Raw genomic sequence first — 15738 nt, 5'->3', positions numbered from 1 at the left:
ACGAAGCATTCTTTATCGGCGCTTTGGTGGAAGGGGTGGGGCGATGTCTCCCACGGTCTGTACTGCGGCTAACAGTCAGAAGCCAGCTTGAGGTCCCACCCACCCCTTCGAGTCCTACCATACAAGCCAGCCTGCTGGCGCTGCAGTCGGCTCCCTCTCCCTCGGGAGAGGGCTGGGGTGAGGGGCGAACTGTCAGGCGATGATGTATTGAGGCTGACGTCGTCTTCGCGAGCAGGCTCGCTCCCACAGTTCGTTCACAACAGTCTTTCTATTGCGGTTTGCGATAGCTGTTGATGATCGCCGAGAAGTCTTTCCCGCCATCACCGCGCTGACTCATCGCCTGATACAACTGCTGCGCCACCGCGCCGAGTATCACCGGCTGATGCGCCTGACGCGCCGCTTCGGTGGCCAGGCCGAGATCCTTGAGCATCAGCTCCGCGCCGAAGCCGCCGGTATACCCGCGCGAGGCCGGCGCCGTTTCGACGATCCCCGGCCACGGGTTGTACATTTCCGAACTCCAGCAGCGGCCGGTCGAGCTGTTGATGATTCCAGCCAATACCGAGGTGTCGATGCCCAGCGCATCGCCCAGCGCCATCGCCTCGCTGACGCCGACCATGGAGATTGCCAACAGCAGGTTGTTGCAGATCTTGGCGATTTGCCCGGTGCCGACCTCACCGCAATGCACAATGTTGCGCCCCATCTGCGCCAGCACCGGTTGCAGGGTGGCAAACAGTTCCGGGGTAGCGCCGACCATGAAGGTCAGCGTCCCGGCCGTCGCACCGCCGGTACCACCAGACACTGGCGCATCGGCCATGGCCACGCCGTGTTTGGCAGCAGCGGCTGCGACGTCGCGTGCGGTCTGCGGATCGATGGTGCTGCAATCGACCGCCGGCACGCCTTGGCGGATACCGGCGAGCACACCTTCCTCACCCAACCAGACGCTGCGCACATGCACGGCGGCCGGCAGCATGGTGATCACCAGTTCGGCATCCTCGGCAGCCTCGCGCGCCGACGCGCGAATGGTGCCGCCCAGTTGTTCAAGTTCGGCCAGCACGGTCTTGTTCAGATCGACCAGATTCAGCGAGTGGCCGGCCTTGATCAGGTTGCGCGCCATCGGCGCGCCCATGTTGCCCAGACCGATAAATGCGATTTTCATGATCGATTCCTCAGCGCAGGTTGATGGTGGTGTTCACGCCGTCGTTGACGCTGTCGTCATCGAACCAGCGCGCCGTGACCGTTTTGGTCTGCGTGTAGAACTGCACCACTTGCTTGCCGTACGGGCCGAGGTCGCCGAGTTTCGAGCCGCGCGAACCGGTGAAGCTGAAGAACGGCACCGGTACTGGAATAGGGATATTGATGCCGACCTGGCCGACGTCGATTTCCGTCTGGAACTTGCGCGCCGCCGCACCACTCTGGGTGAACAGGCCGGTGCCGTTGCCGAACGGGTTGGCGTTGACCAGCGCGATCGCCTGATCGAGGGTGTCGACTTCCAGCACCACCAGCACCGGGCCAAAGATTTCCTGAGTGTAGATCTGCATGGCGGGGGTCACGCCGGAGAACAGGGTCGGGCCGACAAAGTTGCCCTGCTCGTAGCCCGGCACCTGGATGTCGCGACCGTCGAGCTCCAGTTTGGCGCCTTCCTTGATGCCGCTTTCGATCAGCTCGAGAATCCGCGCCTTGGCCTTTTTCGAGATCACCGGCCCCACGTCGGTGCCCGGCTCGTTGCCAGCGTTGACCTTGAGTTTCTGCGCCAGCGCTTTCAGGTCCGGCAGCCACTGCTTCGCCGCACCGACCAACACCACCACCGAGGTCGCCATGCAACGCTGCCCGGCCGCACCGAAACCGGCGCCGACCAGCGCGTTCAACGCTTGCTCGCGATTGGCATCCGGCAGGACCACGGCGTGGTTTTTTGCGCCCATCATCGATTGCACGCGTTTGCCGTGCTTGCCGGCCAGGTCGTAGACGTGCGTGCCGACGGCCGTCGAACCGACAAACGACACGGCTTTGATGTCCTTGTGCGTGCACAGGCCATCGACCACGTCCTTGCCGCCATGCACGACGTTGAGCACGCCTGCGGGAACGCCGGCCTCGATCGCCAGTTCGACCAACAGCATGGTCGACAACGGATCCTGCTCCGAAGGTTTCAGCACGAAGGTGTTGCCGCAGGCGATGGCCATCGGAAACATCCACAGCGGAATCATCGCCGGGAAATTGAACGGGGTGATGCCGGCGCACACGCCGATCGGCTGGCGCAGGGTGTAGGTGTCGACGCCACCGGCAACGTTTTCGGCGAACTCGCCCATTTGCAGGGTGCCAATCGAACAGGCGTGCTCGACCACTTCCAGACCGCGAAAAATGTCGCCTTCAGCGTCGGCAATGGTTTTGCCCTGCTCGGCGCTGAGCACCACGGCGATACGTTTGGAATGCTCACGAATCAGCGCTTGCAGCTTGAGCATGATGCGCATCCGCGCGCCAATCGGGGTCAGCTTCCAGGTCTGGAACGCGCGCTGGGCGGCGCTGACAGCGGCATCGACCTCAGCGGCGGTGGCAAACGGCACTTTCGCCAGCACTTGCTGGGTCGCCGGGTTGACGATGTCGTGCCATTCGGTGGTCTGCGACTCGACCCACTCGCCGTCAATCAACAGTTTGACCTTCTGCAGCGTGGTGTCGTTGGGCGTAAGCGATGCGTTCATGCTGGTCTCCATAACTTGTTTTTATCGGAGGAGCCAAGGCGAGAGGTTCGCCTTGAGATGAGGCGTGTGTCCAGAATGGTTGTCGGACGGTTTTTGGAGTATAGATGTGCAAACTTCTAATAAGAACGCACATATAAGCCCGTCCATCATGCAAAAAAACATCACCTCATTAGGCTCGCTGAACTGGGACGACCTGAAGTTTTTTCTCGAAGTCGCCCGCACCCGCAAGGCCAGTACCGCTGCGAAACGGCTGGCCGTCGACTACACCACGGTGTCGCGGCGCATCAGTTCGCTGGAGGCGGCATTGGGCACCTTGCTGTTTGAAAAGTCGCGCACCAGCGGCTTCGTCCTGACCACCGAAGGCCAGCGTCTGCTCGGTTACGCCGAGTCGATCGAAAGCACGCTGCACATGGCCTGCGAGCAGGTTTCAGGCTCTGGCGTGGCACTTTCCGGGCACGTGCGCATGGGCTGCACCGAAGGCTTCGGCAGCTTTTTCATCACCCCGCAACTGAGCCATTTCGTCGACGCCTACCCGGCGATCTCCGTGGACATCCTGCCGCTGCCGCACTTCATCAGCCTGTCCAAGCGCGAGGCCGATATCGTCATCGCTTTGGAGCGACCGGAACACGGGCCGTACGTGTGCTGCAAACTCTGCGACTACCGCTTGCAGCTCTACGCCACCCAGGAATACCTCGACCTACACCCACCGATCCGCCGCCCGGCAGATTTGAGCAAGCATCAATTTATCAGTTACGTCGACGATCTGGCGTTCAGCTCGGAGCTGCTCTATCTGGCGAACGTCCTGCCCGGCGCCAACGCGCATTTGCGCAGCACCAGTGTCATCGCCCAATACGTCGCGGCGCAGCAGGGGCGATCATTGGCGATCCTGCCGTGCTTCCTGGCGGCGCAGGATCCGCGATTGTTGCCGGTGCTGGCGGAGGAAATCGATATTACCCGGCAGTTCTGGATGTACTGCCGGGAGGATCTGCGCAAGCTCAAGCGGATTACGTTGCTCTGGGATTACATCAGGGAGGTGACCGAACGTAATCAGGGGCTGCTGATGGGAGAGACGCGGGTGATGCAATTCGCCGATTAGTCGGCGCTGACCACAATCGCCACTCGGCGGTTTTCCGTGCGGCCGGCGGCGGTGTCGTTGGACGCTACCGGCTCGCTGCTGCCCAGGCCTTGTAGCTGAATGTTTGCCTGCTTCATCCCGACCGTTCCCAGTACGTTGGCGACGCTCTTGGCCCGGCGCAACGACAGTTGCTGGTTGTACGTTTCCTTGCCCGAGGCATCGGTGTGGCCATCGACGCGCACGCGTTCGATGCCGACACCCAACAAGGCCTGGCCGATGCGCTCGACGATCTCGGTGCTTTGCGCGTTGAGGCTTTCGACGTCGCTGCCAAACAGCACTTTACCCGACAGGCCAAATTCCCAGCCCTCGTCGGTCAGTTCGAAACCCTGTTGTTTCAGTACCGCGACTTGCGCCGGGGTCAGGCCTTTGGGCGGTGCAGTCTGGCAGCCGCTCAGGGCCAGCACGGCCAGCAGCAACACGGCGTAAAAACAACGAATGGACAAAGTGGACACGGCTATCAGCTCCTGGATGGCTCGGAATCGACCGGGTGCTCCGCCCCGGCAGTGAATTGGGCACCGCGCGACAGGCGCTTGGCTTGGTACATGGCGGCATCGGCGGCATCGAGCAAAGCGCTCGGGCTGGCGCCGTGGTCGGGAAACACCGCAACGCCGATACTCAGCGACGTCACCACGCGGCTGTCGCCCGGCAGCGCGATGGGCATGTCCATGCTGGCGAGAATCTTGTCGGCAATGCGCTCGGCATCTTCGATGGCATGCAGCGGCGCGAGCAGCACGGCAAACTCGTCGCCGCCCAACCGCGCGACCAGATCGCCTTCACGCAATTGCGCGCGAACGCGGTTGGCCACGGCCACCAGTACCGCATCGCCGGCCGCGTGACCGAAGTTATCGTTGATGCCTTTGAATCGGTCGCTGTCGAGAAACAGCACGGCAGCCCGTTCATCGTGCTTGCTGGCGCTGCGCAACGCGCGGATCAAACGGCCCTCGAAAAACGCGCGATTCGGCAAGCCCGTCAGGCTGTCGTGACTGGCCTGATGGGCGAGGGTTTCGTTTTCGTTTTGCAGGTGGGTCTGCCACGACTCCAGCTCATCAAGCAACGCATTGAAGTCATTGCCCAGATTATCGAGCTCGGCGATGTGCGCCGGGGCGACTCGCCGGTCCAGCGCACGTTCACTGCGGGCGGCATGCGCCACGGCGGCGAGGCCGCGCAGCGGGCCGATGATTCCACGCAACTGGCGCCGGGCCAGATACAACGCCACCCAGGCGCTGATCGCCGTGCACAGGATGATGCCTGCCAGACCGCTAAGCAGAAAGCGCATCAGACTGCCGCCATGGCCGGTGAGCAGCACCCGGCCGATTTCGCGGTCCTGATGTTCGATGGGCAGGCTGACAGGTTTTTCCAGGATGGCGCGGGCGATCTGCATTTCCAGCTCGGAAATCAAACCGTTTTCCGGGCGCTGCCATTGCGCAAGCAGTTGTCCCTGGCTGTCAAGCACTTGCGCATCGGCGACTTCCTCGGTGGAGGCGATCAGCGCCAGTGCTTCAGTAGCGGCTGCCTTGTCGTTGAAGACCACCGCCGCTTCGACGGTGTAACTGATGGAACGGGCAATCAGGTGCAGGTTGTGATCGGCATACACGCGTAATGCGAGCACACCGAGCAGAGTCAGCGAGACACTGGCCATCGCCACGGCGACCAGCGCGACAATCAAATGCCCTCGGCCAATCACCGAGCCCAGCGTCGGGCGGTCATTCGCTCTGAACAGTCTCATGGCGCCGCCGCTTTGCGTCGCGACAATTGCAGCACGCTGGGGTGAATGCGCACGCCGCTGCGAGCAACGGAGTCGAGATTGACTTCGAACGACACTTGTTCATCGCCCACACGCAGACAGAACAGACTGCCGACCGTGCATTGATCGCCACCCTCGCTGATGCTCAGCACCGGATGGCCAATCAGCGAAGCGAACAGGCGGCTGCGCTCATCGCTGGTGAGCTTGCCGATATACACCGCATTGCATTCGCTGACGATCGCCGGGTTGTCGGCCAAGAGCCGCCGCACCAGCACTGGCCGGCCTGTGGCCTGAGCGGTGCCTTTGACCAGGTCATCGGTATATTCGGTGGGGCCGACGATGCACAGGCGCAACTGCGCCGGTTCAACTGGCCAGCGCGCATAACTGAGAATTCCCAGCACGACCTGAGTCACGGATTTGGCCCGTTGCTCAGCCATACCTGCAGGCGCTTGCGCCATCGCCGCGCTGGTCAGCAGCCAGAGCAGACCGACCAGCAACGCCTGCTTGCAGACAACGACGCGCCCTGTCACCCAGACAGACACCTTCATGCAGGGATTCTCTTGGATCGTAGCGAAATGATGCCGCAACGATAGCACAGCGCCGAAGGGCCAGCGAGGCAACGCCCACTGACCGGTCAGTCAATAATCGCCGCCTACCGCAGTATTTCAGTCGCGAGAATCGGAGCCCTCCTCCAATTCCAGCATCAATCCGCTCAAGCGTTTGACCTTGCGTTGCACCGCTTCTTCGAACACCCCGGCCCGGGACTCGATCAAGGTAAACCAGTGCTTGGCCCGGGTGATCCCGGTGTAGATCAGCTCTTTGGTCAGCACCGGATTCAAGGCATCGGGCAGGATCAGCGCGGTGTGGGCAAACTCCGAGCCCTGGGATTTGTGCACAGTCATCGCGTACACGGTTTCGACATCGTTGAGTCGACTAGGCAATACGAAACGCACACCGCCCTGGCCGTCATTGCGCGGGAAGGCCACGCGCAACACCGGCTTGCCGGCGTCAGGTCCTTCGCGCTCGGGCAGCTTGAGGGCGATACCGATATCGCCATTCATCAGGCCCAGACCGTAATCGTTGCGGGTCATCAATACCGGGCGGCCTTCGTACCATTGCTGATCGTTTTCGATCAGACGCGCTTTAAGCAATGCCGCCGTGATGCGCTGGTTCAGACCTTCGACGCCCCATGGCCCTTTGCGCACGGCGCACAGCAGCTGGAACGTATCGAACGCCTGCAACACATCCCGCGCCCAGACGATCCAGTCCGGCTGTTCAAGCGGCCTGCCCGATGGCGGACGCTTGTCGCGCAGCACGCTCAGGTAATGGCGGTAACCTTGCGGACCGTCGCCGTGGCCCTCCAGCAACAGGCGCTCCAGCTTTTGGTCGTGTTCGCCCTTTAGCGACAACGAATACACATCGGCATGGTTGCCTTCGGTGAGCAACTGTCGCGCCTGCTCCGGCAACTGTTGGTTGACCCGCCGCGCAAGCTGACCGATGCCGCTGCTTTCGCCGAAGCGCCGCGAGTGGCGCAGCATCACCACTTGCTGAGCCAGAGGATGAGAACCGTCGACATCCTCATGCAAGCCGCTGTCATGCAACGACTCGCCACTGACCGACTCCAGCCACTGTCGGGTCTGCGAGTTGTACCATCCGCCCTCAGCGTCTCGGCACAGATCCCCCAGCACCGCGCCCGCCTCCACCGACGCCAGTTGGTCCTTGTCGCCGAGCAGAATCAGGCGCGCATGGGCCGGCAAGGCATCGAGCAGATTGGCCATCATTTCCAGGTCGATCATCGACGCCTCATCGACCACCAGCACATCCAGCGGCAAGCGGTTGCCGGCATGGTGGCGGAAGTGGCGAGTGCCCGGACGACTGCCGAGCAAGCGGTGCACAGTGGTCACGTCACAAGGGATTTTCGCGCGGACCTCTTCGCTGACTTGCAACGATTGCACTTGCTGACTGATCGACTCGGTCAACCGCGCCGCGGCCTTGCCGGTTGGCGCTGCGAGACGAATGCGCAACGGCTGACCGGCCTCCACGGCCGGCGCTTGCAGCAAGGCCAGCAAACGCACCACCGTGGTGGTTTTGCCGGTACCGGGCCCGCCGGTGACGATACTGAAAGCACCGCGTGTGGCGAGGGCACAGGCGAGTTTCTGCCAGTCGATCACCTCGCCAGGCCCGGCCGATTCGAACAACCCGTTCAAGCGTTGCGGCAGGTCCGATGGCGTCGGCTCCAGCTGTTCCAGGCGCTGGCGCAACGCCGTATCGATGCGCCGCTCGTACGCCCAGTATCGACGCAGATACAGACGCTTGCCAGATAACACCAGCGGTCGCTGCTGCGCCGCATCACTGAAGTCCGCCGCCAGTGCGACCAACGAACTGCTCGCCAGAACCTTGCACCAGTGCGCACCCTCCAGCGCGTCGAGCAATTGCGAAGGCAACAACAGCACGCCACCTTGCACATCACCTTCGGGGGGCAGCGACAAGGCGAAATCGGGCGCCTTCAGGGTTTCGAACAGATCGAGGCAGACGTGACCGTGACCGAGTTGATGGCTGGTCAGTGCTGCCGCGAGCAACACCAATGGATCGGTGTCCGGCTCCAGTTCGTGAAGGAAGGCGACGAATGCCTTGTCCAGCGCCCGTAGCCAGCCGCGCTCGACCCAGCGAGTGAGCAACAGTAACAAGTCATCGGCGCGGGTCAGCGGCGCGAGCTTCGACAGGCTGTCGGCGGCCAACGGGGTGGGCAGCAGATCGGCAAAGGTACGGCTCATAGCAGGACTCCTTGTTCCCAGGCGGGCTCGGTCTTGGGTTCGGGTTTGCCTTGGAACATCCGGTCCAGACGCTCGATCAGTTCGCGTGGCGGGCGAGCGAAGTAAACGCCGCGACTGTCGGCGCGTGTGCCACGCAGAAACAGATACAACGCACCGCCGACGTGTCGGTCGTAATCATAATCCACCAGCCGCGCCTTGAGCTGTCGATGCAAAGCCAGCAGGTACAACACGTATTGCAGGTCATAGCGGTTGTCGAGAATCGACTGCTCCATGGCCGCCTCGGTGTAAGCCTGATCGTCCTGACCGAGCCAGTTGGACTTGTAGTCGGCCACGTAATAACGCCCGTCGTGTTCGAACGTCAGGTCGATGAAGCCCTTGAACATGCCGTTGAGTTGCACCGGTTCCGCCGCGACACGGGCGACGCCCTGATGAGTATGCTGACGCACCAGTTCATCGAGTTTGAGCACATCGACTTTATGGCTGGCGAACCAGAACTCCATTTCGACTCGAAACTGCTGCAACTCTTCCAGCACCACGGGTGGTTGCTCGCTGGCGATGGGGAGCGGCAGCTTCAGCAGATGCTGCAGCCAATCGCGCAGCGTGGTAATCCAGCCCTCCCAGCCACGCAGATTGCAACGCCGCGCGATTGCATCCTCCAGCGCCTCGCGGGAAACGGCGAAACCTTCATCGCCGGCCCACTCGAGTAACCCGTGGAGGAATGTGCCCGGATTGGGGCCGCGAGGAAAACGATGGATATCGGCGCCACCGGCAATCATCTCGCGCGGCGCATCCGGATCGAGGCGCTCGTCATCGAACAGCTTTTGCGCTTGCGGACTGTCCGGCGCCTCATCGCTGCCGACGCTCAACACATCACTGATGCGCAATGCGCTGTAGGAGGCGATCCACCAGTTTTCGCTGGCCTTGCGCTTGGGCACGCGGGTGGCACTGAGCACCGCGTCATTGCGTGGTGGTCGATAATCCTCGTCGGTGGGTTGCGGCATCTCCATGATGCTGATTGCCGCGCAGTCCTGTTGCAGATCCTCCAGCCAACGCTTGAGTTCGCCGGATTCACTCAATGCAGCACCACCGCCGAGCAAGTAGCCCAGTGCGGAAAGATGCAGCACCGAGCTGTTGTTATTTCCGCGTTTAAGATTCGTCACACCCAGCCAGCAGGCATGCTGCGCGCGCGTCAGAGCGACATAGAGCAAACGCAGATCTTCAGCGAGGCGCTCATCATCCGCTTGCGCAATCAGCTCGGCGGTTGGCTTGAGGCTCACCCGGGCCTTGCCTTCGGCATCGTGGTAATGCAGCGGCAAGCGACTGCCATCCACAGGCTTCGCCGAGCAGATGAACGGCAGGAACACCAAGGGATATTCCAGGCCCTTGGATTTGTGAATGGTCACGACCTTGACCAATTGCTCATCGCTTTCCAGGCGCAGAATCTGTTCCTCGCCCGCCTGCCCGGACAACACCAGCAACTCGGCCAGATGGCGGATCAACGCTTGCTCGCCGTCCAGTTCTGCGGCGGCTTGCTGCATCAGCTCCGACAGATGCAGAAGGTTGGTCAGCACGCGCTCGCCATCACTGCGTTTCATTAGGGTTTGTGGCAAGTGGAAGTCGTGCAGCAGACGCCGCAACATCGGCAGCACGCCTTGCTTGCGCCAGAGCTCGCGATAGCCACGGAACTGCATGACGCGCGTTTCCCAGACCAGTTCATCCTGGTTCAGACGCTCGAGTTCGGCCAATGGCAGGTTCAGCGTGACACAGGCCAGTGCGGCTTTCAGCAAGCGTTCGACATCCGGTTCGGCGCAGGCCTTGAGCCACGACAACAGGTCGCGGGCTTCTTGCGCTGCGAACACCGAATCCTTGTCCGAAAGATACACGCTGCGCACACCACGGTTGGCCAGCTCACTGCGCACAGCTTGGGCTTCCTTGCCGTCGCGCACCAGAATCGCAATGTCGGACGGCCGCAGGCCTCTGAAATCTTTGCCGTCCTGAATGAACCCGGCGGTAGCGCCTTGCCCTCCATTGAGCAGCGCAGTGATTTCGCTGGCGCACGCTGCCGCCAATTGCTGACGATAGACCAGGCCCGACAAGGGCTGGTCGGCAGGCAACTGCCAGACATTCAAGGCTGCAATGTCTCGCCCGTCGACCTGCAGGCGCTCCTTGCGCCCCTGAGATTCAACGGGGAGGAACGGCACCGGGTTGTTGCCAGTCTTTTCGCGGAACAAAAACGCACCGCGCCCCTGCGCGCGAGATTCGGCGCGTGCGAAGACATGATTGACCGCGTCGACCATGCCATGGCTGGAGCGAAAGTTGGTCCCCAGCGTATGCAGTCTGCCAGTGGTGGCCTGGCGCGCGCGCAGGTAGGTGTAGATGTCCGCCCCGCGAAAGGCGTAGATCGCCTGTTTCGGATCGCCGATCAGAAACAGGCCGGTTTCAGCACTGTTCTCTTCGATGCGATAGATGCTCTCGAAGATCCGGTACTGCACCGGATCGGTGTCCTGAAACTCGTCGATGAGCGCGACCGGAAACTGCTCACGAATCAACGTCGCGAGACGTTCGCCACCGTCGGATTGCAATGCGGCATCCAGGCGCAACAGCATGTCGTCAAAGCCCATCTCGGCGCGACGGCGCTTCTCTTCTTCGAAGCGTGTACCGACCCATTGGGCGGCGTGTTGCAGAACTGCAGCATCGGGGGTCGGCAACGCATCAAGACTCGCCTTGAGGGCCGACATGGCATCAAGACCCGGATGCGATGGCGGCGATCCCTTCCAGGCTTCGGCCATGCCGTCAGGTGTCAGACGTGAAAATCCGGTACCGATGTCCAGTTGCTCAAGAGACTCGTCTTCGGCCCATGCCTTGAGCTTTTCGAACCACGGTTCGAAATAGCGTGCCTGCATCTTGCGACCGTCAACCGTTTTGCCCGCCACGCCTTGATGGCAGATGGCGAGCAACTCGTCTGCCCACTGCCGCCAGGGCATTTTCAATTCAAGCAACGCTGCACGGCGCTCTTGCAGGCATTCATCGATCAGTTCGGCGGGAGCCCTTGTCTCATCGTTGTCGCGCTCGCTGGCAAACAGACCACGCACCCGTGGCAACAAGGCCGCAGGCCCGCCCCAGTTGTTGCGAACCCAATTCAAGGCATCGCCCCGCATTGGATAACAGAACAGACGCCAATAATCGCGCAGCACTTCGCCAAGCAGATCGCTGTGATCGGTTTCCAAGGATTGGGTGAACAAGCTGCCGCTGTCGAACGCGTGCTCACGCAACATGCGCTGACACCAACTGTGGATGGTCGAAACGGCGGCCTCATCCATCCACTGCGCGGCGACATCGAGGCGGTTGGCACAGCCGGGCCACTGTCGGGGTTCAAATTGATCGCGCAGTTCGGCGATCAGTGCGTCAGGAGCCGGCGTCTCGTCGCGGAAGAATCGCGCAGCCTCTGCCAGACGCGTGCGTATCCGCTCACGCAGTTCCTTGGTTGCGGCATCGGTAAAGGTCACCACAAGAATTTGCGGCGGCAGCAATTCACGACCAAACCCGCTCGACTCGTCGCCGTGCCCGAGGATGAGCCGCAGGTACAGAGCAGAAATGGTGAAGGTCTTGCCAGTACCGGCGCTGGCTTCGATCAACTGGCTGCCATGTAATGGAAATGCCAATGCAAGCGGGGTCTTCGTACTCATGCGCGGGCGCCCTCTGCAGACAGTGAACGCCACGGTGCTTCGAACAATGGGCGGTACAAGGCGTCACACCAACCGGAGAATGTCTCATCGGCCAGCAATGCCTGGAAGTCGGCGAACTGCCGCAGCAATGCGGGGCTCTCGCGGCGCTCGCCGTCAGTGGTCTGCCCGTCACCTTCATAGGCCTTGCAAGCAGCAGCTTCAGCTTTCAGCGGGTCGGACTGAGACAGCCAGGCGAACGCAGTTTTCACCGCTACCGGCAGCGGCTGGCGCATGCCCGCCTGCCAGGCAAGGAGCAGATCGCCAAGAAAACGCGTCGCCCGTGCAGGCTCCAGCGGTTCAAGCAGCAGCGTGTCGTCGCTGGCCACCAAAGCGGTCGTCAGCGAAAGGCCGCTGGCGCAGGCGACGAGATGGTTGACCCAGGGCTTGGTCAAGCGATGCCATTTGCGGTTTTTGATCGAGCCGATGCTGTTGGGAATGGTTGTCACGGATAACAGCCCGCCGTCGGCGCGCTGATGCAAACCGGCGAGCCAGCCTTCCAGACGCAAACCCTGCAGTTCCAGATTGATCGGCAAGGCGCTGGTCAGCGGAACAGGCCAGAGTGTCAGTAATTGCTGGTAGCGCTTGAGCAGGTCCGGCAATGGTTCGATCAACTCCCGCTGCAGAGACTCGCCAAACCCTGCCATCGGCAAAAGACCGCTGTTTTGTAAACGGCGTGCTTGAGATGCGAGGGCTTGATCGATGTTTTCCGGTTGCCTCAGCGCCGCTTCGAGCAGGCTCTCGCTGAGCGTATATCGCTGTAACGCGTCCAGCACGAAGGGTTCTTCGTCCGCCAACGGCGCTTCGGCAGCCTCGAAATACACCTTGAGCCGTTGGGTGAAAAAATGCCGAACCGGGTTGCGCAAAAAGTCCTGCAACAACGCCAGGGTCAACGGTTCTTCTTGTACATAAGGGGCAAGCAATTCGGCATTGGTTTGAGGTTCCAACTCTCGATGCAGCACCCGCCATTCGCTCGCGTAGCTGAACAGTTGATCACCTTCATGAAAATAGCGCGCACTGAACGGTTGCAGCGGATGTTCTTCAGTCAGGGCATCCAGCAAATCGCCTTGCTCATCGGGCAATCGCCAACCGCTGGCCAGATGATCGCGTAACTGGCCGATAAGCACAGACGCCGGCCGTTCGCTGTTGTCGCGAATGCTCCGGCCCACCCAACTGATATAAAGCTGATTGCGCGCAGACAGAAGCGCTTCCAGCAAAAGATAGCGGTCGTCTTCACGCCGTGAACGATCGCCGGGGCGGTAGTCGCTGCCCATAAGGTCGAAGTCCAGCGGAGGCTGCGCACGAGGATAGTCGCCATCGTTCATCCCCAGCAAGCACACCAGTTTGAAGGGAATGGCGCGCATGGGCATCAGCGTACAGAAATTCACCGAGCCGGCGAGGAACCGCTGGGAGAGGCGACCCTGATCCAGCCCGGCGAGCCAGGCCTCACGCACCACGGTGAGCGGCAGCTCATCCGTCAGATTCACCGCTTCGCAAGTCTCCAACCACGTTTCGCGAAGCTCCTCGAGCTGCGTCAGCAAATAGTCGTCATGCTCATTGCTGGCTTTGAAAAACAGCTGCATCAGCGCCTGCAACCGATAGCCCCACTCCGCGGGTTGAGCCGGTTGAGTGAGCTGCTGGTGGGCCAACTCCAACGCATCGAGCAAGGCCACCAGAGGGCCAATCAGTGCAGCATCCAGGCCACCGATCTCATCGTAGGGTTCGATACCTTCACAGGCGCTCGCGCTGCCGACGGCGTATCCCAGCAACATCCGGCGCAAGCCGAAATGCCAGCTGTTCTGTTCTAGCTCGTCGGGCAAACCCAGGCCCGCTCGCTGCTCGGCGTTCATTCCCCAGCGCACACCGGCACCTTCTATCCAACGATGCAATGTTGGCAGATCGCGCTCCTCAACTCCGAAGCGTGCGCGTAATGCGGGAACGTCGAGCAGGTCGAGGATCTCACTGACTGGAAAACGGCTGTCGGGAAGCTTGAGCAGATGCTCGACCGCAATCAGCAACGGATCACGGCCGCGCTGGCCCTGATCCGCCAAGGTGAAAGGAATGAAGCGTGGATCGTGACGATCGAGTTGGCCAAACACGGCGCGGATATGCGGTGCGTAACTATCGATGTCCGGCACCATCACGATCACATCGCGTGGACGTAACTGCGGGTCGGCACTGAAGCGGGCCAGCAGCTGGTCGTGCAGAATCTCGACTTCGCGCTGCGCGCTGTGGGCGATGTGAAAACGGATCGACTGGTCCTGTGCCAGATCGACTGCGGGCCATTGCTCGCGAGTTTCATTGAGCGGACGTAACTCAAGAATGTCGTCTTGAAGCTGGTTGAGCATGTTATGCGGCTCGGTATCGCTGAAAAGGTCGATTCGACCGTCGCGAAAGGCTGCCCGATAACTGTTCGGATCGTCATAACTGTCGAGCAGATTGATGTAGTCGCGACCTTGTTTACCCCACGCGGCCAAGAGCGGATGGGCATGTTGATGCAGGGTGTCAGCGTCCAGCACAACCGGCATGCCGCTCTTGCGCGATTGCCGCTTGTACTGGTGACGGAGCAAATCCTTGTCGGCGACGATATCGGCCCAGTGATGACGACACGGGTTGTGTACACAGAGCAAAACCTGACTGAAACGCGCAAGCCCAGCCAGCGCCTCCAGGACTTGTGCGGGGAGCGAGGAAATTCCGAAAACGATCACTCGCGGCGGTAACCCGGTGGGCGCCTCTGCGAGATTATTGATGCATTCGATAAATCGCTGGTGCACACCGGCGCGGCTTTGCGCCATGCCCTTTTCGCCTACGTCTTCCAGCAGCGCCCGCCATAATTCGGCTTGCCAGCAACTGGTGTCAGGCAGTGCTTTTACCTCGCCTCGGACATTGCGTAACTGGTGGCGACCCTCGGCCCAATCCTCGAGCCAGTCAGCCCGATATACCTGATATTGGTCGAACAGATCGGCAAGGCGCTCGGACAATTGGTAGCGCTTGCGCAAGTCCGTGTCGTGGGTAAGGAAACGTTGTAGCGGTTCGAAATGCGGGCGGTCGATCAGCTGCGGCAACAAACGCATCAGGCGCCAGGTCAGCGGCGCTTTATCGAGCAGGGATTTGGGTGGGATTTCGTCGCGACCCAATACGAGACGATACAGCTGCCACATAAAACTGCCAGGCAGTTGCACGTCAATCGCTGCGGCGATACCACAGCCGCCGAGGTCGTCTTCCTGTGGATCTTCTGCCAGGGCCAGCTTGAGCCACTGCGCGATGCCGTTGCTCTGTACCAGAGCGATCTCGTTCTCCAGGGGCGCCAATGGGTAGCGCCGCATGATGCTGATCACAAGGCTGCGCAGCTCGTCCAGGCTGTTGCTCTGAACCACCATGAATGCAGCGTTGAGGGACTGGGCGTCCGGCATAAAGGCTTCCTTGGAGAATGCAAAAAGCTAAGGCAGAACCTTAGCATTGTCGACAGGCTGTGACAGCCGGACGGCGTCGGTGAATGCTGTAAGAACTTTCTCGCAGGCAAAACAAAACCCCAACTGCTTTCGCAATTGGGGTTTCGGAATTTAATCTTGACGATGACCTACTCTCACATGGGGAAACCCCACACTACCATCGGCGATGCATCGTTTCACTGCTGAGTTCGGGATGGGATCAGGTGGTTCCAACGCTC

9 protein-coding genes and 1 rRNA gene are annotated in these 15738 nt (G+C 61.1%); 1 reads left to right on the top strand and 9 read right to left on the bottom strand.

Annotated features, from left to right (window positions below; genetic code table 11):
• Positions 1-268: 268 nt before the first annotated feature.
• Both mmsB and ACGSLL_RS28045 read right to left on the bottom strand, forming a co-directional pair.
• Positions 269-1156 carry a 3-hydroxyisobutyrate dehydrogenase gene (mmsB, locus tag ACGSLL_RS28050; RefSeq protein ID WP_090281256.1) on the bottom strand — a complete coding sequence of 296 codons (888 nt, stop codon included), beginning with the start codon at positions 1154-1156 and terminating at the stop codon, positions 269-271.
• Positions 1157-1166: 10 nt separating this feature from the next.
• Positions 1167-2693 (bottom strand): CoA-acylating methylmalonate-semialdehyde dehydrogenase, encoded by a 1527-nt coding sequence (locus tag ACGSLL_RS28045; protein WP_394508665.1) that lies wholly within the window; start codon positions 2691-2693, stop codon positions 1167-1169.
• A gap of 148 nt (positions 2694-2841) precedes the next feature.
• Between ACGSLL_RS28045 and ACGSLL_RS28040 the strand changes: the two genes are divergently transcribed.
• On the top strand, positions 2842-3789 hold the full coding sequence (locus ACGSLL_RS28040) for a LysR family transcriptional regulator (protein ID WP_394508664.1): 948 nt from the start codon (positions 2842-2844) through the stop codon (positions 3787-3789).
• Here the strand turns inward: ACGSLL_RS28040 and ACGSLL_RS28035 are convergent.
• The 7 genes from ACGSLL_RS28035 to rrf all read right to left on the bottom strand — a co-directional run.
• Entirely contained in the window at positions 3786-4280 is a 495-nt protein-coding gene (locus ACGSLL_RS28035) for an OmpA family protein (RefSeq protein WP_394508663.1), read from the bottom strand. The genes ACGSLL_RS28040 and ACGSLL_RS28035 overlap by 4 nt on opposite strands.
• 5 nt (positions 4281-4285) lie before the next feature.
• Entirely contained in the window at positions 4286-5554 is a 1269-nt protein-coding gene (locus ACGSLL_RS28030) for a diguanylate cyclase domain-containing protein (RefSeq protein ID WP_394508662.1), read from the bottom strand.
• Positions 5551-6120 carry a YfiR family protein gene (locus ACGSLL_RS28025; RefSeq protein WP_394508661.1) on the bottom strand — a complete coding sequence of 190 codons (570 nt, stop codon included), beginning with the start codon at positions 6118-6120 and terminating at the stop codon, positions 5551-5553. The genes ACGSLL_RS28030 and ACGSLL_RS28025 overlap by 4 nt, the downstream gene beginning before the upstream one ends.
• A gap of 117 nt (positions 6121-6237) precedes the next feature.
• On the bottom strand, positions 6238-8346 hold the full coding sequence (recD, locus tag ACGSLL_RS28020) for an exodeoxyribonuclease V subunit alpha (protein ID WP_394508660.1): 2109 nt from the start codon (positions 8344-8346) through the stop codon (positions 6238-6240).
• Positions 8343-12032 (bottom strand): exodeoxyribonuclease V subunit beta, encoded by a 3690-nt coding sequence (gene recB, locus ACGSLL_RS28015; RefSeq protein WP_394508659.1) that lies wholly within the window; start codon positions 12030-12032, stop codon positions 8343-8345. The genes recD and recB overlap by 4 nt, the downstream gene beginning before the upstream one ends.
• Positions 12029-15481 carry an exodeoxyribonuclease V subunit gamma gene (recC, locus tag ACGSLL_RS28010; protein WP_394508658.1) on the bottom strand — a complete coding sequence of 1151 codons (3453 nt, stop codon included), beginning with the start codon at positions 15479-15481 and terminating at the stop codon, positions 12029-12031. Before recC ends, recB begins: the two co-directional genes overlap by 4 nt.
• A gap of 154 nt (positions 15482-15635) precedes the next feature.
• Positions 15636-15738: ribosomal RNA gene (rrf, locus tag ACGSLL_RS28005) — 5S ribosomal RNA — on the bottom strand; the annotation flags it as partial.

This window comes from Pseudomonas retamae (assembly GCF_043496865.1).
GTDB classification, from domain to species: domain Bacteria; phylum Pseudomonadota; class Gammaproteobacteria; order Pseudomonadales; family Pseudomonadaceae; genus Aquipseudomonas; species Aquipseudomonas retamae.
Note: the sequence above shows the minus strand (reverse complement) of the source record. Positions and strands in the feature narration are given on the sequence as shown.